This window comes from Rathayibacter sp. VKM Ac-2762, assembly GCF_009866585.1.
Lineage (GTDB): Bacteria > Actinomycetota > Actinomycetes > Actinomycetales > Microbacteriaceae > Rathayibacter.
Map to the genome: position 1 here is coordinate 355,944 of NZ_CP047419.1, position 16,433 is coordinate 372,376.

The window sequence follows — 16,433 nt, forward strand, 5'->3', positions numbered from 1 at the left end:
TGCTACTGTGGGCGGCGATGACCGGACGGCACTGCTCGCGGACGGGCTGCCGCGCGCAGGCCGTCGTCACGCTGACCTACGACTACCGCGACTCGCTGGTGGCGGTCGGGCCGCTGAGTCCTGCGCCGGATCCGCACGGCTACGACCTCTGCGCCGAGCACGACCGGCGGCTCCTCGTCCCGCGCGGCTGGGAGACCGTCCGCTACGGCGCGGGGCCCGCCTAGGCCGCTGCCGCGCGCGTCAGGGCCGCTCGGGGAAGCCGCGCGGCGTGCTCGAGAGCACGGGGGCCAGCCGCTCGAGGCGCTGGTCGGACAGGAGCAGGGCGCGCTCCTCCCGTGCCCGGCGGAGTGCGGCCACGGCGAGGAGGAAGTCCTCCGCGGGCGCGGCGGGCAGCGGGGAGACGTGGACGGCGGTCTCGTCGGCCAGCGCGGCGGCGAGCTGCGAGCGCGAGGGCTCCGTCATGCCGTGGCGCTGGCGGAGGAACTGCGCCAGTCGGCGCGCCAGGGCGTCGGGGAGGCGCGCGGTGTCCGCCGTGACGGCCCAGCCCCGCAGCGGCTCCGGGATCTCGACGACCAGCGGCTCCGCACGGGGGACGCGCTCGAGCTGGCTGTGCGTGCCGGCGAGGACGTCGCCGAGACGGCGCGATCGGCGGGAGAGGAGGCCGACGACCGCGGCGAGCCCGCCGAAGGTCATCAGGATCTCGAGGACGCCGGTGAGACCGCGCACGAGGGCGTGCCGGAAGCCGATGGAACCGCCGTCGTCGCGGACGACGCGAGCGCCGACGGTGAGCTTCCCGAGCGAGCGGCCGCGACTGGCCGTCTCGACGGTGACCGGCACGATCACCACGGCGATGACGAGGGCCGCGATCGCCACGGCGGCCGAGGCGGCGGGGTCCAGGCCGCCGTCCCCGGAGAGGGAGGAGACCAGCAGGAACAGGCCCAGCGCGAGCAGGAGCTCCGCGATCAGGTCGATGATCGCGCCGACCGCGCGGAGCACGAACGAGGTGACGGGCACCTCGAGCGCGATCGCCTCGCCGGTGATCAGGTCGGCGTCGTCGAACTCGGTGCGCTGCTCCTCCACGGTGCTCCTCCCGGATGCTCGGCCTCGGCGGCGTGCCTGGCTATCCTGTCAGGAGATGGACATCGACGCTCTCTCGGCCGCCCGCACTGCGCAGTGGACCCGCCTCGACGAGCTCTCGCGTAGGCGCCGCCTGACCGGAGCCGAGGCGGACGAGCTGATCGAGCGCTACCAGGCGGCCTCTGCCGACCTCGCCACGATCTCCTCCACCGCCGGATCGACGGCCGTCGGCACGCGGCTCGCCGTCTCGCTCTCGCGGGCTCGGGGACGCCTGACCGGCACGCGAGACGAGCCGCTCGCCGCGGTCTCCCGCTTCGTCGTCCTCTCGCTCCCGGCCGCTCTGCACCGGCTGCGCTGGCTGACGCTCGCCGTCGCCCTCGCGACCGCGGTGGTGGCGACGCTCTACGCGCTCTGGATCCTCGGCGACCCGCGCCTGCTCGCCGCGCTGGGCGACGACGAGGAGCTGCGGCGCTTCGCCCGAGGCGACTTCATCGACTACTACTCCGAGAACCCCGCCGCCTCGTTCGCCGGGCAGGTCTGGACCAACAACGCCTGGATCGCGGCGCAGTGCGTGGCCTTCGGGATCGTCGGCGTCTACGTGCCGTACATCCTGCTGCAGAACGCGCAGAATCTCGGCACATCGATCGCGGTGATGTTCCACGTGGGGGAGGGCGACACGTTCTTCCTCTACATCGCGCCGCACGGCCAGCTCGAGCTGACGGCCGTGTTCGTCGCCGCGGCTGCGGGCCTGCGGATCTTCTGGGCCTGGATCGCTCCCGGCGCGCGCACCCGCGGCCAGGCGCTCGCCGAGGACGCGCGGAGCCTGTTCACGGTGGCGATCGGCCTGGTCTTCGTGCTGCTCGTCTCGGGCGTGATCGAGGGGTTCGTCACTCCGGCGCCCTGGCCATGGTGGCTCAAGATCGGGATCGGGGCGCTCGCCCTCGGCGCGTTCCTCTTCTACATGATCGTCGTCGGCGGGCGCGCGGTGCGGGCGGGGGAGACGGGCGACCTCGACCGGTTCGAGGCCGGGTCGCGGAGCATCGCGGCCGGCTGAGCCGAGCCGGACGAGCGCGGCCGTCGAGTCGCGCTCCCGGGTGCGGCGACGGCCCCTCTCGCAGGTCAGAGCCGTCCGGCCGCCTTGAGCGCGAGGTAGCGGTCCGCGAGCGCCGGCGGGAGCGCGGAGGGGCTGCCGAGCACGACGTCCCCGCCGAGACGGCGGACGGCGGCCGAGAGCCGGTCGACGTCCGCGAGCGAGCGCTCCGCGGCGGCGGCGGAGTAGACCGCGGCCCGGTCGCTCCGGTCCTCCGCCATCCGCTGCAGCTCGGGGTCGAGCGCACAGGCGACCACGACCGTGTGCACGCGGGTGAGCTGCGGGAGCACCGCGAGGAGCCCCTCCGCCGAGCCGACCGAGTCGAGCGCGGTGAGGAGGACCACCAGCGAGCGCTGGGAGGCCAGGGTGCGCACCTGCGCGGGGACCGCCGCCCAGTCGGTCTCGATGAGCTGGGGCTGCACGGGGGCGAGGGCGTCCACGACGCGGGTCAGCACCTCCGTGCCGGTGGCGCCGTGCACGCGGGCTCGCCGGGTGCGGTCGAACGCGAGCACGTCGACCCGGTCGCCGGCCGAGGCCGCGAGGGCCGCCAGGAGGAGTGACGCCTCGATCGCCGTGTCCAGGCGCGGCTCGTCCTCGATCCGGGCGGCGGACGTGCGGCCCGTGTCGAGCACGACGATCACGCGCCGGTCGCGCTCCGGGCGCCAGGTGCGGACGACCGGCTCCCGGCGCCGCGCGGTCGCCCGCCAGTCGAGCGAGCGGACGTCGTCGCCGCGGACGTACTCGCGCAGGCTGTCGAACTCCGTTCCCTGCCCGCGGATCATCACGCTGGTCCGCCCCTCCAGCTCGCGCAGCCGCGCCAGGCGCGAGGGCAGGTGGCGACGGGAGCGGAAGGCGGGCAGCACCCGGACGACGGCCGGCGCGGCCCGCGTCGCCTGGCGGCCGGCCAGCCCGAGCGGCCCGCGGGAGCGGATGGTGACGTGGAGTGCCCGGCGCTCGCCGCGGCGGAGCGGCTCCAGGACCGTGGTCACCGCGCGGCGCTCGCCCGGCGGCAGACGCAGGGACGACCGGGTCTCGAGGGCGCCGGCCGAGGGCTCCCAGGCGTCGCGGAGGACCCCCGTGATCCTCCTGCGGCCGGTGCTCGTGACCAGGAGGGTCGCCTCGGTCCGCTCGCCGAGCCGCACCCGGTCCGGCACCCGCCGCTCGAGCACGACGGCCCGGGGCGAGCCCGCGACCGCGACGTCGATCCCGACGAGGACCGCCCAGGCCAGGAGCCAGAGGCCGAGCACGGCGAAGGCGACCTCGGGGCGGCCGCCCAGGAGGACGACCGGCACCAGGCCGACGAGGAGGACGAGGACGCTGCGTCCGGTGAGGTGCACGGCTCAGACCGGGACGCGGACCTGCTGCAGGATCCCGCCCAGGACGGCCTCGGTGCGGACGCCCTCGAGCTCCGCCTCCGGCTCCAGCTGGATGCGGTGGCGCAGCACGGGCAGGACCATCGCCTGCACGTGGTCGGGGGTGATCGAGCCGTAGCCGTTGAGCCAGGCCCAGGCGCGGGACGCCGCGAGCAGGGCGGTCGAGCCGCGGGGGCTGGTGCCGAGCTTGACGCTCGGGCTCTCGCGGGTGGCGCGGGCGAGGTCGACGATGTAGCCGAGGACGTCGGGACCGGCTCCGACTCGCCGGGCCGAGGCCTGGGCGGCGCGCAGACGGGCGGCGTCGAGCACGGGTCGCACGCCCGCGGCGTCGAGGTCGCGCGGGTCGAAGCCCGCGGCGTGGCGCGAGAGCACCTCCACCTCGACGTCGCGCGGCGGGATGTCGAGCACGAGCTTGAGCAGGAACCGGTCCAGCTGGGCCTCCGGGAGCACGTAGGTCCCCTCGTACTCGACCGGGTTCTGGGTGGCGGCGACGAGGAACGGGTCCGGCAGAGGCAGGGTGCGCCCGTCGACGCTGACCTGGCGCTCCTCCATCGCCTCGAGGAGCGCGGCCTGGGTCTTCGGCGGCGTGCGGTTGATCTCGTCCGCCAGCAGGAGGTTCGTGAAGACCGGGCCCTCGCGGAAGGCGAAGCCGGAGGTGGAGGCGTCGTAGACGAGGGAGCCGGTGATGTCGCCGGGCATCAGGTCCGGCGTGAACTGCACCCGGCGGGTGTCGAGGCCGAGCGAGACGGACAGGGCGCGCACGAGCAGCGTCTTCGCGACTCCGGGGACGCCCTCGAGCAGGACGTGGCCGCCCGCGAGGAGGGCGATCAGGAGCCCGGAGACGGCGCCGTCCTGGCCGACGACCGCGCGGCCGACCTCGGAGCGGACCCGGTCGAGCTCGGCGCGCAGGTCGTCGTCGGAGACCGGCGCTCCGTCGCGGGCGGAGGGGGTGGTGTCGCTCATCGGGAGGGGCCTTCCGGTCGTCGGGCGGTCGTCGGGGAGAGGGCGGCGCGGAGCGCGCTCTCGAAGCGGAGGAGCTCGTCGGAGGCGGCGACGAGGGCGGCGTCGTCGCCCGGCAGGTCGTCGACGAGCAGACGGCGCAGCGCGGCCTGATCGCGGCCGAGGCGCTCGGCGGCGACGGCGACGATCTCGTCGACCCCGGTCGCCGGAGCGAGTCCCAGGAGCGCGGCCGTCCGCCGGAGGGTGCCGATGCGCAGTGCGTCGAGGGCGCGGGGCCGCAGGGCTCCGCGCGCGTAGAGCCGCGCGCGGCCGCGGGCCGTCTCGCTCGCATGCACGACGACCGGCAGCGGCTCGACCGCGAGCGGGCCGAGCCGGCGGCCGCGCCAGACGGCGGAGGCGACGAACACGGCCACCAGCAGCAGGAGAGCCGGAGTCACCCAGCCGGGGGCGAGGTCGGCGGGTGCAGGGGTGGTGCTCGCCGAGTCGGCGGCTCCGGCGCGGTACCAGACCAGCCGGTCCTCACCGCCGAGCAGTCCGAGTGCGAGAGCGGCGCGGCCGTCCTGGCCGATGGTGCCGTTGCGGAGGAGGTCGGCGTCGCCGATCGCGGTGACGTCGGCGCCCTGCGGGAACCCGGTGCTCACGAGCAGGAAGCCGTCGTCGCCCGAGGGGAAGCAGCCGACCGCGTCGCCGTCGTCGAGGATCCGGTACGTGTTCCCTCCGGCGGGAAGCGTCCCGGCGCGCTCGGCCGCCGGGAGCGGGCACTCGGCGCGGAAGGGGCCGTCGCCGGCCGGGGAGCCGGCGAAGCGGACGTCCGGCAGCAGGGCGTCGAGCGCGGCTCCTCCCGGGGTCACCAGGACGAGCGAGGCCGAGGCGCGGGCGAGCCGGCGGTACTGGGCCTCGTCGAGGGCCACGTCCGGGTCGTCGACGAGCAGTGTCGCGTCGGAGGAGGAGGCGGCGAGAGCGGAGTCCAGGTCGTCGGCGCGGACGACCTCGACGCCCTGATCGCGCAGCACCTGGGCGAGCGCGCGGGCGCCGTCCGGGGTCGCGCTGTCGACGTCGAGGTCCGGGGCGGCCACCCGGGTCCCGGTCGCGACGGTGAGCAGCAGAGTGCCGACCGCGACGATCACGAGGAGGAGCACCCACACCCGTCCGCGGCGCAGCAGTGCGCCGAGGGTCGGGCTGGAGACCGTGTCGGCGCTCACCGGGGCGCCGCCAGGGCGTCCAGGACCGGCGAGGCCGCGGCGAGCCCGCGGTCCAGAGCCGCGACCCGCTCGTACTCGGCCGGGCCGCAGGGCTGCCCGAGGTAGCGCACGCGGTCGAAGTCGTCGGCTGTGCGGCGCAGCGCGGCGGCGGAGGAGGGGAAGGCCGCAGAGGCGCGCGACGCCAGGCCGAGCGCGGTCGTGCCGGGCGAGACCCGCAGGACGGTCCGCTCGTCGAGGGAGCGCACCAGGGCGCGGAAGCGCTCGACGAGCGCCTCGTCCCAGTCCCCGCGGGCGGCCGCGGCCTCGGCGAGCGAGCGGAGGGTCGCGGCCGAGCGGGTGTCGTCGTCGGCGAGCACCGCTCCCGTGACGGTGCTGCGGCGACCGGCGCGGGGCCGTCCCGCGATGACGAGCGCGGCGACCACGAGCGCCACCAGCACCAGCACGCCGATCACGGCGGCGATCGGCACCGGCGGGCCGTCGCCCTGCAGCGTGAGGGAGGCGAACCAGTCGCGCACCGCCTGCACCACCCGGTCGAAGAGGGTCGGCTCGGCCGCCCGGTAGCGCGGGTCGGCGAGCTCCTCGAGGAGGAGTCGGCGCGCCTGCTCCGCGTCGGGCTCGAGAGGGGCCGCGGCGAGGATCACGGGCGCTCCGGCACGGGGAAGGGATCGGGGGAGGGGCGGCCCGCCGCGCGCTCCTCGACGTGGCGCATCAGCACCAGGTCGAAGCCCTCGCGGCGCATCCGTCGGTCGAGGTAGACCAGGCCCGTCACGGCCGACTGGAGCACGGTGCCGACGGCGCCGATCACGAAGCCCACGGCGACGGAGGCGATCGTCACCACGAGCGAGGTGACGAGCTGCGCGTCCGGGTCGGTCGGGGCGATCAGGGCGCCGGCGATCGGGATGAGCAGGCTGAACGGCGTGGCCACGATCTGGCCGGCGACCTGGATGATCACGGTCATCAGCGCGAGCGCGCCGAAGGTGCGCCAGAAGCCGCCCGCCACCAGCCGCCAGGAGCGCGCCACCGCACGGCGCAGCGGCAGCCGCTCGACGACGATCAGGCTCGGAACCAGGGCGAGCTTCGTCGACAGCCAGACCCCCAGCGCGAGGGCGACCAGGCCGGAGCCGACGAGCACCAGGATCCCGCCGACGATCGCGCTCGACGTCCCGTCCATCGCTCCGATGACGAACAGCGGCACGGCGAGCGCCACGGCGAGGAGCACCAGGAGGAGGTAGCCGACGCCCTGCAGGACCGTCCAGCCGATCAGCGCCCAGAAGCGGCCCCGCAGCCGGGCGAGCAGCTGTCGGAAGGTCGCCCGCTCGCCGAGGACGCCGCGGGTGACCTCGAGCACGACCACGCCCTGCACGAGGGCACCGCTGGCGAGCGAGACGGCGAGGGGGATGAGGGCGGCCAGGACCACGACCGCGAGGGAGCCCGCGCCGACGGCGTCGCGGTCGGCGGACTCCGCCTGCGCGATGCGCCCGACGGCGAGCACCGCGATCAAGCCGTAGACCGCCAGGGCGAGCACCGACCCGAGGCCCTGCACCAGCAGGGCGACGCCCAGGGTCGTGCGGGGGCTGCGGCGGAGGACCTGGAACGGGGCGCCGAGCAGGGTGCCGAAGCCGAGCGGGCGCAGCGGCACGAGACCGGGCTTGGGCGGGGGAGTCCAGCCGGGCGCGGGGCGTCCGGGCGACCAGGGGCCGGCGCCGGCGGGCGACCAGGAGCCCCCGGCGGGACCGGTCGGTACGGGACCTGCGCTCGGCGGCGCGGGCGACCAGGCCGGGGCGACGGGAGCGGGCAGCGGCCTGCGCCGGTCGCCGTCCTGCGCCGGGACGGCCGCGTCGTCCGGACGCCCTGCGGGCGGGGGCCACTGAGCTGCGTCGGTCATCCCCTCCATGCTGTCACAGGCGTGCGGGCGGGGTCCTCCCCCGAGCGGACCCCCTTCGCCCGCAGAGCCCGCTCCCCGCCCACGGAGAGGTGCGTCGGTTAGCCTGGGTCGGGTCACCGTGCGCGCCGTGGGCGGGCGCGACCCGAGACGAGGAAGAGCAGACCGATGAGCGCGCGCATTCTGGTGGTCGACGACGACGCCGCCCTGGCCGAGATGATCGGCATCGTCCTGCGCGCCGACGGGTACGACGTCTCCTTCTGCGCGGACGGCTCCGGCGCCCTCGAGGCCTTCCGGCGGGCCCGGCCGGACCTGGTCCTGCTCGACCTGATGCTGCCCGGGATCGACGGGATCGAAGTGTGCCGCGCGATCCGCGCAGAATCCGGTGTCCCCGTCATCATGCTGACGGCCAAGTCCGACACCTCCGACGTCGTGCAGGGCCTCGAGTCCGGCGCCGACGACTACATGGTCAAGCCGTTCGACCCCAAGGAGCTCGTCGCGCGCATCAGGACGCGCCTGCGTCCCGCCACCGCCGCCGCGAACGCGGTGCTGCAGGTCGGGGACCTGAGCCTCGACGTCGCCGGCCACGAGGTCCGCCGCGGCGAGACGCGCATCGGCCTGACCCCGCTCGAGTTCGACCTCCTCCTCGCCCTCGCCTCCAAGCCCCAGCAGGTCTTCACCCGCGAGATGCTGCTCGAGCAGGTCTGGGGCTACCACTACAAGGCCGACACCCGCCTCGTGAACGTGCACGTCCAGCGCCTGCGCGCCAAGGTCGAGAAGGACCCGGACGACCCCCGCATCGTGATGACCGTGCGCGGCGTCGGCTACCGCGCCGGCGCCGTCCTCCCGGGCTGACCGTGCCGCGCCTCGCCGCTCCCGACGTGCGCCGGTGGCCCCGCCGCGTGCTCGGGGTGTGGCGCACGTCGCTGCAGTTCCGCGCGGTCGCGATCACGGTCCTGCTCAGCGGCATCGCCATCGGCTCGACCGGCGTCTACCTCTCGTACAGCATCAGCGACAACCTGTTCCAGTCGCGGCTGACGCAGGTCACGGGCGACACGTCGCGCGCGACCCGGGCCGCGCAGGGCTACCTCGACGCCGCCACCGTCTCCACCCGCCAGGACATGGAGGAGGTGATGAGCTCGGTGCGCACCGCCGTCCGGGACGCCTCCTCCTCCGCGCTGATCGCCGTCGTGCGCTCGCCCGACCAGGAGGCGTCCTCGCTGGCGCCCCAGGACATCTACAACCGCGAGCTCCAGAACGGCGTGATCAGCGACGCGCTGCGCGAGCGGGTGCAGGCGGGCTCCGACGGGCAGTACTGGCAGTCGGTGACGCTCGACGCCTCCGGTCAGCAGCAGCCCGGCATCCTCGTCGGCTCGACCCTCGAGCTGCCGAGCTCGGCCGGGCGCTACGAGCTGTACATCGGCTACTCCCTCGCGGACGCGGAGCGCACGCTCCAGTTCGTGCAGCAGGTGCTCAACGTGGCGGGGATCCTGCTCATCCTGCTGATCGGAGCGGTCAGCTGGGTCGTCGTGCGGATCGTCGTCGCCCCGGTGCGGGTCGCGGCCGAGACGAGCCAGCGCCTCGCCGCCGGCGACTTCGACGTGCGGATCCCCGAGCGGGGCCAGGACGTGATCGCGACCCTCGCCCGGTCCTTCAACGGCATGGCCGACAGTTTGCAGGACCGGATCAGCGAACTCGCGACGCTCAGCCAGGTCCAGCAGCGCTTCGTCTCGGACGTCTCGCACGAGCTCCGGACGCCGCTGACGACGATGAAGCTGGCGGGGGACGTGCTCTACGACCAGCGCGAGGACTTCGCCCCGGTCGCCGAGCGCACGGTCGAGCTGCTGCACAGCCAGATCGACCGCTTCGAGAGCCTCCTCGCCGACCTGCTCGAGATCTCCCGCCACGACGCGGGGTCGGCCGAGCTCGAGCTCGAGCCGGTCAACCTGGTGAAGCTGGCCGGCGACGAGATCGAGGCGATGCGGGGGATCGCGGAGGCGAACGGCTCCCGGCTCACTCTCTCCGCCCCGGGCGGCTACTTCGACGCCGACCTCGATCCGCGCCGCATCCGCCGGATCGTCCGCAACCTGCTGGGCAACGCGATCGAGCACGGCGACGGCCGCGAGGTCGTCGTCACCGTCGACAGCAACGCCAGCGCGGTCGCCCTCGCCGTGCGCGACTACGGGCACGGCATGAGCAGCGAGGAGGTGGTGCGCGTCTTCGACCGCTTCTGGCGCGCCGATCCGTCCCGCCGCCGCACGCTCGGCGGCACCGGCCTCGGCCTCTCCATCGCGCAGGAGGACACCGCCCTGCACCACGGCTGGCTGCAGGTCTGGTCCGTGCCCGATCGCGGCGCCTGCTTCCGCCTGACCGTGCCCCGGCACCGCGGCGAGCGGATCGAGGCCTCGCCGCTCCCGCTGCCCCCGGTCGACGCGGGCGAGCAGGCCTACAGCGGCCCGATCGTCCTCCCGCCGCTGCAGGCTCCTCCGGTCGGGGCCGCGGGGGTGCTCCCGTGAGGCGCGGCGTCCTCCGCGCCGTCGCGGCCGCCGCCTTGCTCGCGCTCGGGCTGGCCGGGTGCGCCGGCATCCCGCGGGACGGCGACGTCGGAGTCGGACGGCCCGACACCGCGCCGCAGGACCTCCAGTACGACTTCCTCCCGTCGGGACCCGCCGTCGGTGCGTCGCAGCGCGACATCCTGACCGGCTTCATCGACGCCGCGTCGAGCCCGCAGAACAACTACAAGATCGCCCGCGAGTTCCTCTCCACCGGAGCCGACTGGACGCCGGGCGAGCACGTGACGGTCGACGAGGGCCAGCGCTCGGCCTCGCCGCAGTCGGGATCCACGCTCTCGCTGACGATCACGCCCGTCGCCGAGGTCGACGCGACCGGCGTCTACACCGACGTCGCCACCACGGCCGGCCTGACCCTCGACTACGGCTTCGTCCAGGAGAACGGCGAGTGGCGCATCAGCGCGCCGCCGAGCGGCGTGGTGATCGACCGCACCACCTTCGAGCAGGTCTTCTCGACGCACGCGCTCTACTTCTTCGACCCCGGATACCAGTACCTCGTGCCGGACCTGCGCTGGTTCGCCTCGCGCGCCGACAGCTCCACCAGCACCACGATCGTCACCGAGCTGCTGCGCGGCCCCACACCGTGGCTGCGGGACTCCGCCGCCGTCGTGTCGGCCTTCCCGACCGGGACGACGCTGGCGGCCGAGACCGTCCCGGTCGAGTCGCAGCGCGCCGTGGTCGACCTGAACCCGGCCGCTCTCGAGGCCGATCCGGCGCAGTGGCGGCTGATGGCCCTGCAGCTGAACCGGAGCCTCGCGAACGTCTCGAACGTCACCGGAGTCGCGCTCTCCGTCGAGCAGAACCCGATCGACGTCCCCTCCGAGGTCACCGGCCTGCCGACCTCGCCCCGCGTCGACACCCGGCCGCTCGTGCTGACCGACGACGCTTTCGGATTCCTCGGCTCCTCCGGGCTGGCCGGCCTCGGGATCTCGGATCGGATCGAGGCGCTGCAGCCGCGGGCCGCGGTCCTCGGCGAGCAGCGCGGGGCCGACTCGGACGCATCGGCCGCCGTGCTCACCGCCGCGGGCGTGAGCCTCGTGGAGCCCGACGGTGCCGACGTCCTCCTCGACGCGCGGTCGGGCCTCGTCGCGCCGACGATCGATCCGCTCGGGTACGTGTGGTCCGTGCCGTCGGCCTCGCCCGGGCAGCTGGTGGCGTACTCCGCGGACGGCTCGCGCTCGATGCAGGTCGCGACGGCCTGGAGCGAGGTCGAGTCGCTCGCCTCGATCGCCGTGTCGCGCGACGGCACCCGGATGCTGGCGCTCGCCCAGGACGGGCAGCAGGCCACGGTGCTGGTGGCCGGCATCACCCGCTCACGGGACGGCGACCCGGTGGCGGTCGGCGAGCCGGTCGTCCTCCGCTCGACCCTGGGGACCGCGGTCGCCGCGGCCTGGACGGACGAGCTCGACGTGGTGTCGGTCGTGCGCGGCTCGACGGGGGAGGACGCCGTCACGATGAACCTGCTCGGCGGAGGCGCCACGGCGCTCGGCACGACGACGGGCACGGTCCAGATCGCCGCGGGCAACACCTCGACCCAGGTCCGCATCCTCGCCGAGGGCGGGGAGCTCCGGCAGCAGCGGGGCTCGGCCTGGCAGACGACCGCGACGGACATCCGGCTGCTCGCGACGCAGACCGGCATGGGGTCCTGACGGGTCCTGTCGGCGACGACGAGCCCTGTCGACGACGGCGCTCCCCGGATGCTCCTCCCCAGGCGCGTCGGGCGGGCGGATCGTCCCGATCCGACGTATCAGCCCTCCGCGCCGCGGCCCGGACGGCGAGCGTGGAAGGCATGCTCTCCGATCACCTGCTCGACGCCCTCGCCGTCCTCCTCCCGCTGGAGTGCCCCGCCTGCGGAGAGCCGACGAGCCGGGCGCCCTGTCCGGACTGCTCGGCCGACGCGGCCGCCTCGGCCTGCCTGCTGACCCGCGTCGTCGGACCGCCGGACGATCCGCTCCTCGTCGTCACCGGTGCCCCGTACGAGGGCACGGTGCGCCGCCTCGTCGTCGCGCTGAAGGAGGAGGGCCGCACGGCCTGCCTCGCCCCGCTCGGCGCGCTGCTGCGTCCGGCCCTCGGCGCGGCGCTCGCCGGCAGCCCCGCGATCCTGGTCGTCCCGCCCGGCTCCTGGCTCGGTCGCGTGCGGCGGGGCGCCGATCCCGTCGCGCAGCTGGTCGCCGCGGCGGGAGGGCGGGCGGCGCGTCCTCTCCGGCGGTCGCGGATGGTCCGCGACCAGGTCGGGCTCGGCCGCGTCGAGCGGCGCGGCAACCTCGACGGGGCGTTCCGCGCCCGCCGTCCGCTCTCGTCGTGGCCGCCGGTGGTCCTCGTCGACGACGTGGTCACCTCCGGCGCGACCCTGCTCGAGCTCCGGCGCGCCGTGCGTGCGGCCGGCGGGACGGTCCGGGCCGCGGCGGCCCTGGCCGGCACCGCGCAACGAGGAGGGAACGTAGCAGCAGAATCCGGACGAACTCCCGGTGACGATCCGGTGGCCGGGGTCTACGGTGGGGGCACGGCGTGAACGGTCCGCCCCGGAGAAAGGCGGCACGCCGTACTCGACTGGGAGGTTGTCATGGACATCGACATCACAGGACGCAACATCGACATCACCGATCGCTTCCGCGCGTACGCGACGGAGAAGTCGGACAAGGTGGCGCACCTCGCCGATCGTGCTCTCGCACTCGAGATCAAGGCGAGCAGGCACGCCGAGGGCAAGGGCTCGGCCGGCGGCGACCGCGTGGAGCTGACGCTGATCGGCAAGGGGCCCGTGGTCCGGGCCGAGGCGAGCGGAGCCGACAAGTACGCGGCGTTCGACGTCGCCATCGGCCGGCTGCTCGAACGGGTGAGACGCGCCAAGGACCGGAAGAAGGTCCATCGGGGCCAGCATCGGCCGACCTCGCTCCGAGACGCGGCCGCCGACGACTTCAGCGTCGTCGCCATCCAGCCGGCCGACGCGGCGGTGCTGGAGCAGCTGAGCACGGGCGTCATCCCCGTGCAGGAGGCGCCGGAGCCGGTGGAGGACGAGGTCGAGGAGCCGTACTGCCCCGTCGTCATCCGCAAGAAGGTCTTCGCCTCCGTCTCGATGACCGTCGACGACGCCGTCGACTACATGGAGCTGGTCGGACACGACTTCTACCTCTTCATCGACTCCGACACGAACCGCCCGAGCGTGGTCTACCGCCGGAAGGGCTGGGACTACGGCGTGATCGGCCTCGGCGACGAGGCCGACGAGCTCGCCGAGCAGGCCGCCGGCTGAGATCCGACCCCGGGCCCCGGAGCATCCGCTCCGGGGCCCTCCCCGTGCCCAGGCAGGGAGTCCGCCCAGGGCGGACGCGTCGCCCCGACCGCTCGCCGCCCGCCCCGGCTAGGCTGGTCGCGGTCCGCGCTCCGGCGCGCGACTCCTGTCTTCTACTTTTTTGGAGTACCCCGTGGCCTCTGTCCTCGAAAAGGTCCTTCGCGTCGGGGAGGGGCGGGTCATCCGTCGCCTCGAGAACTACGCGAAGGCCGTCAACGCCCTCGAAGAGGACTTCACGCACCTCAGCGACGAGGAGCTGAAGAACGAGACCGTCGAGCTGCGCGAGCGCTACTCGAACGGCGAGTCCCTCGACGACCTGCTGCCGGAGGCGTTCGCCGCCGTCCGCGAGGCCTCGCGCCGGACGCTCGGCCTCCGCCACTTCGACGTGCAGCTCATGGGCGGCGCCGCCCTGCACCTGGGCAACATCGCCGAGATGAAGACCGGAGAGGGCAAGACGCTCGTCGCGACCCTCCCGGCCTACCTCAACGCGATCGCCAGCCGCGGCGTGCACATCGTCACGGTCAACGACTTCCTCGCGTCGTACCAGTCCGAGCTGATGGGGCGCGTGTTCCGCGCCCTCGGCATGACGACCGGAGTGATCCTCTCGGGCCAGACCCCGGAGCAGCGCCGCGAGCAGTACGCGGCCGACATCACCTACGGCACGAACAACGAGTTCGGCTTCGACTACCTCCGCGACAACATGGCGTGGCAGGCGCAGGACATGGTCCAGCGCGGCCACTTCTACGCCATCGTCGACGAGGTCGACTCGATCCTCATCGACGAGGCCCGCACCCCGCTGATCATCTCCGGACCGGCGTCGGGCGAGGCGAACCGCTGGTTCGCGGAGTTCGCCAACCTCGCCAAGCGCCTCGACGAGGGCGAGGACTTCGAGGTCGACGAGAAGAAGCGCACCGTCGGCGTCCTCGAGCCCGGCATCGAGAAGGTCGAGGACTACCTCGGCATCGACAACCTCTACGAGTCGGCGAACACCCCGCTGATCTCGTTCCTCAACAACGCCATCAAGGCGCGCGCGCTGTTCAAGAAGGACAAGGACTACGTCGTGCTGAACGGCGAGGTCCTGATCGTCGACGAGCACACCGGCCGCATCCTGGCCGGACGCCGCTACAACGAGGGCATCCACCAGGCCATCGAGGCGAAGGAGGGCGTGCAGGTCAAGGCCGAGAACCAGACCCTGGCCACCGTCACGCTCCAGAACTACTTCCGCCTCTACGCGAAGCTCTCCGGCATGACCGGAACGGCCGAGACCGAGGCCGCCGAGTTCATGTCGACCTACAAGCTCGGCGTCGTCCCGATCCCGACGAACCGCAAGATGCAGCGGATCGACAACGCCGACCTCGTCTACAAGAACGAGCAGGTCAAGTTCGCCCAGGTCGTCGAGGACATCGCGGAGCGCCACGCGGCCGGGCAGCCGGTCCTCGTCGGCACGACCAGCGTCGAGAAGAGCGAGTACCTCTCGCGCCTGCTCGCCAAGAAGGGCGTGCGCCACGAGGTCCTGAACGCCAAGAACCACGCGCGGGAGGCGGCCATCGTCGCCCAGGCCGGCCGCCTCGGCGCCGTCACCGTCGCGACCAACATGGCCGGTCGAGGCACCGACATCATGCTCGGCGGCAACGCCGAGTTCCTCGCGGTCTCCGAGATGACGGCCAAGGGCCTGAACCCCTCCGAGACCCCGGAGGAGTACGAGGCCGCGTGGGACGAGGTCTTCGCCGCCGTCAAGGAGAAGGTGGGCGAGGAGGCTGAGAAGGTCCAGGCCGCCGGCGGCCTCTACGTGCTCGGCACCGAGCGCCACGAGTCGCGCCGCATCGACAACCAGCTCCGCGGACGCTCGGGCCGCCAGGGCGACCCGGGGGAGAGCCGCTTCTACCTCTCGCTCACCGACGACCTCATGCGCCTGTTCAACTCCGGCGCCGCCGAGGCGCTCATGGGCCGGGGCAACGTCCCGGACGACATCGCCATCGAGTCGAAGGTCGTCTCGCGCGCCATCCGCAGCGCCCAGTCGCAGGTCGAGGCCCGCAACGCCGAGATCCGCAAGAACGTCCTCAAGTACGACGACGTCCTCAACCGCCAGCGCGAGGCGATCTACTCGGACCGCCGCCACATCCTCGAGGGCGACGACCTGCACGAGCGCACCCAGAAGTTCCTCGTCGACGTGATCGACGAGATCCTCGAGGTGCACACCGGCGACGGCAACGGCGACGACTGGGACTTCGACGCCCTCTGGACCGAGCTGAAGACGCTGTACCCGATAAGCCTCACGATCGACGAGGTGGTGCAGGAGGCGGGCAGCCGCGGTCGCATCAACAAGGAGTTCATGCGCCGCGAGATCCTCTCGGACGCGCAGCTCGCCTACCAGCGCCGCGAGGAGCAGCTGGGCTCTCCCGCCATGCGCGAGCTCGAGCGCCGTGTCGTGCTCTCGGTGATCGACCGCCGCTGGCGCGACCACCTCTACGAGATGGACTACCTCAAGGACGGCATCGGCCTGCGCGCGATGGCCCAGCGCGACCCGCTGGTCGAGTACCAGCGCGAGGGCTTCGCCCTGTTCCAGCAGATGATGGGGCAGATCCGCGAGGAGACCGTCGGCTTCCTCTTCAACCTCGAGGTCGAGGTGACCCAGAAGCAGGGCGAGGTCGCCGGAGTCGCGGCCAAGGGCCTCGCTCAGCCGGTCGCTCCGGCCGAGAAGCTCAGCTACTCGGCTCCGAGCGACACCGGCGGCGTCGAGGTCCGCGACCAGCGCGGACAGGTGCAGCAGGCGGCCACCGCGAAGGCCCGCGCCGAGGAGGCCCGCAAGGCGCTCCCCGAGGGCGAGGCGGAGGAGACTCCGACGACCGGCGCCTTCGGCCAGAAGCCGGGCGGCTCGGACGCCCCCGCCAACCGCGAGGAGCGACGCGCGCAGTCCAAGCGCCGCTGAGTCCTCCCCGGACGACGCCCTCGGCCCCGGTCCCGCAGCAGCGGGTGTCCGGGGCCGTCGGCGT

The 16,433-nt window shown here is 73.9% G+C and carries 14 protein-coding genes; 8 read left to right on the forward strand and 6 right to left on the reverse strand.

Features of this window, described 5'->3' with window-relative positions:
* The first annotated feature begins 17 nt into the window (after positions 1 to 17).
* Positions 18 to 224, forward strand: coding sequence for a DUF3499 family protein (locus GTU71_RS01780; protein ID WP_104224141.1), 207 nt, complete (start codon positions 18 to 20; stop codon positions 222 to 224).
* A 16-nt stretch (positions 225 to 240) separates the two neighbouring features.
* Here GTU71_RS01780 and GTU71_RS01785 read toward each other — a convergent pair whose 3' ends face one another.
* Positions 241 to 1,080, reverse strand: coding sequence for an RDD family protein (locus tag GTU71_RS01785; protein WP_244230605.1), 840 nt, complete (start codon positions 1,078 to 1,080; stop codon positions 241 to 243).
* A gap of 55 nt (positions 1,081 to 1,135) precedes the next feature.
* Between GTU71_RS01785 and GTU71_RS01790 the strand changes: the two genes are divergently transcribed.
* The gene (locus GTU71_RS01790) at positions 1,136 to 2,131 is read left to right on the forward strand and encodes a stage II sporulation protein M (protein ID WP_104224139.1); all 996 of its coding nucleotides are present in this window, start codon (positions 1,136 to 1,138) and stop codon (positions 2,129 to 2,131) included.
* A 65-nt stretch (positions 2,132 to 2,196) separates the two neighbouring features.
* Here GTU71_RS01790 and GTU71_RS01795 read toward each other — a convergent pair whose 3' ends face one another.
* Genes GTU71_RS01795 through GTU71_RS01815 form a run of 5 tightly spaced genes read right to left on the reverse strand, consistent with a single transcriptional unit; the run spans position 2,197 to position 7,587 of the window.
* Positions 2,197 to 3,504, reverse strand: a complete 1,308-nt coding sequence (locus tag GTU71_RS01795) for a DUF58 domain-containing protein (RefSeq protein ID WP_104255250.1) — start codon at positions 3,502 to 3,504, stop codon at positions 2,197 to 2,199.
* 3 nt (positions 3,505 to 3,507) lie between these two features.
* Positions 3,508 to 4,503, reverse strand: a complete 996-nt coding sequence (locus GTU71_RS01800; RefSeq protein ID WP_104224137.1) for a MoxR family ATPase — start codon at positions 4,501 to 4,503, stop codon at positions 3,508 to 3,510.
* Entirely contained in the window at positions 4,500 to 5,702 is a 1,203-nt protein-coding gene (locus tag GTU71_RS01805) for a DUF4350 domain-containing protein (protein ID WP_159939172.1), read from the reverse strand. Before GTU71_RS01805 ends, GTU71_RS01800 begins: the two co-directional genes overlap by 4 nt.
* Positions 5,699 to 6,343: a DUF4129 domain-containing protein gene (locus GTU71_RS01810; RefSeq protein ID WP_104324124.1), complete on the reverse strand. Its 645-nt coding sequence runs from the start codon at positions 6,341 to 6,343 to the stop codon at positions 5,699 to 5,701. Before GTU71_RS01810 ends, GTU71_RS01805 begins: the two co-directional genes overlap by 4 nt.
* On the reverse strand, positions 6,340 to 7,587 hold the full coding sequence (locus GTU71_RS01815) for a hypothetical protein (protein WP_159939173.1): 1,248 nt from the start codon (positions 7,585 to 7,587) through the stop codon (positions 6,340 to 6,342). Before GTU71_RS01815 ends, GTU71_RS01810 begins: the two co-directional genes overlap by 4 nt.
* A gap of 165 nt (positions 7,588 to 7,752) precedes the next feature.
* On the opposite strand from GTU71_RS01815, the gene mtrA reads away from it, so the two are divergent.
* The 6 genes from mtrA (at position 7,753) to secA (ending at position 16,369) form a co-directional block, all read left to right on the forward strand.
* Complete coding sequence (gene mtrA / locus GTU71_RS01820; protein WP_104224133.1) at positions 7,753 to 8,439, forward strand: MtrAB system response regulator MtrA; 687 nt, start codon at positions 7,753 to 7,755, stop codon at positions 8,437 to 8,439.
* Between the two features lie 26 nt (positions 8,440 to 8,465).
* Complete coding sequence (mtrB, locus tag GTU71_RS01825) at positions 8,466 to 10,100, forward strand: MtrAB system histidine kinase MtrB (RefSeq protein ID WP_244230606.1); 1,635 nt, start codon at positions 8,466 to 8,468, stop codon at positions 10,098 to 10,100.
* Positions 10,097 to 11,803 (forward strand): LpqB family beta-propeller domain-containing protein, encoded by a 1,707-nt coding sequence (locus tag GTU71_RS01830; RefSeq protein ID WP_159939174.1) that lies wholly within the window; start codon positions 10,097 to 10,099, stop codon positions 11,801 to 11,803. Before mtrB ends, GTU71_RS01830 begins: the two co-directional genes overlap by 4 nt.
* Positions 11,804 to 11,943: 140 nt before the next feature.
* On the forward strand, positions 11,944 to 12,666 hold the full coding sequence (locus GTU71_RS01835; protein ID WP_104339627.1) for a hypothetical protein: 723 nt from the start codon (positions 11,944 to 11,946) through the stop codon (positions 12,664 to 12,666).
* Between the two features lie 51 nt (positions 12,667 to 12,717).
* Complete coding sequence (gene raiA / locus GTU71_RS01840) at positions 12,718 to 13,401, forward strand: ribosome-associated translation inhibitor RaiA (protein WP_104224131.1); 684 nt, start codon at positions 12,718 to 12,720, stop codon at positions 13,399 to 13,401.
* Positions 13,402 to 13,573: 172 nt separating this feature from the next.
* Complete coding sequence (gene secA / locus GTU71_RS01845; RefSeq protein WP_159939175.1) at positions 13,574 to 16,369, forward strand: preprotein translocase subunit SecA; 2,796 nt, start codon at positions 13,574 to 13,576, stop codon at positions 16,367 to 16,369.
* Positions 16,370 to 16,433: the final 64 nt, after the last annotated feature.

Excerpts from the sequence above, each read along its gene's own strand:
- raiA (WP_104224131.1), top strand. The coding sequence starts at position 12,718 with ATGGACATCGACATCACAGGACGCAACATCGACATCACCGATCGCTTC.
- GTU71_RS01780 (WP_104224141.1), top strand. The coding sequence starts at position 18 with ATGACCGGACGGCACTGCTCGCGGACGGGCTGCCGCGCGCAGGCCGTC.
- GTU71_RS01815 (WP_159939173.1), bottom strand. The coding sequence starts at position 7,587 with ATGACCGACGCAGCTCAGTGGCCCCCGCCCGCAGGGCGTCCGGACGAC.
- mtrA (WP_104224133.1), top strand. The coding sequence starts at position 7,753 with ATGAGCGCGCGCATTCTGGTGGTCGACGACGACGCCGCCCTGGCCGAG.
- GTU71_RS01790 (WP_104224139.1), top strand. The coding sequence starts at position 1,136 with ATGGACATCGACGCTCTCTCGGCCGCCCGCACTGCGCAGTGGACCCGC.
- GTU71_RS01835 (WP_104339627.1), top strand. The coding sequence starts at position 11,944 with ATGCTCTCCGATCACCTGCTCGACGCCCTCGCCGTCCTCCTCCCGCTG.
- GTU71_RS01800 (WP_104224137.1), bottom strand. The coding sequence starts at position 4,503 with ATGAGCGACACCACCCCCTCCGCCCGCGACGGAGCGCCGGTCTCCGAC.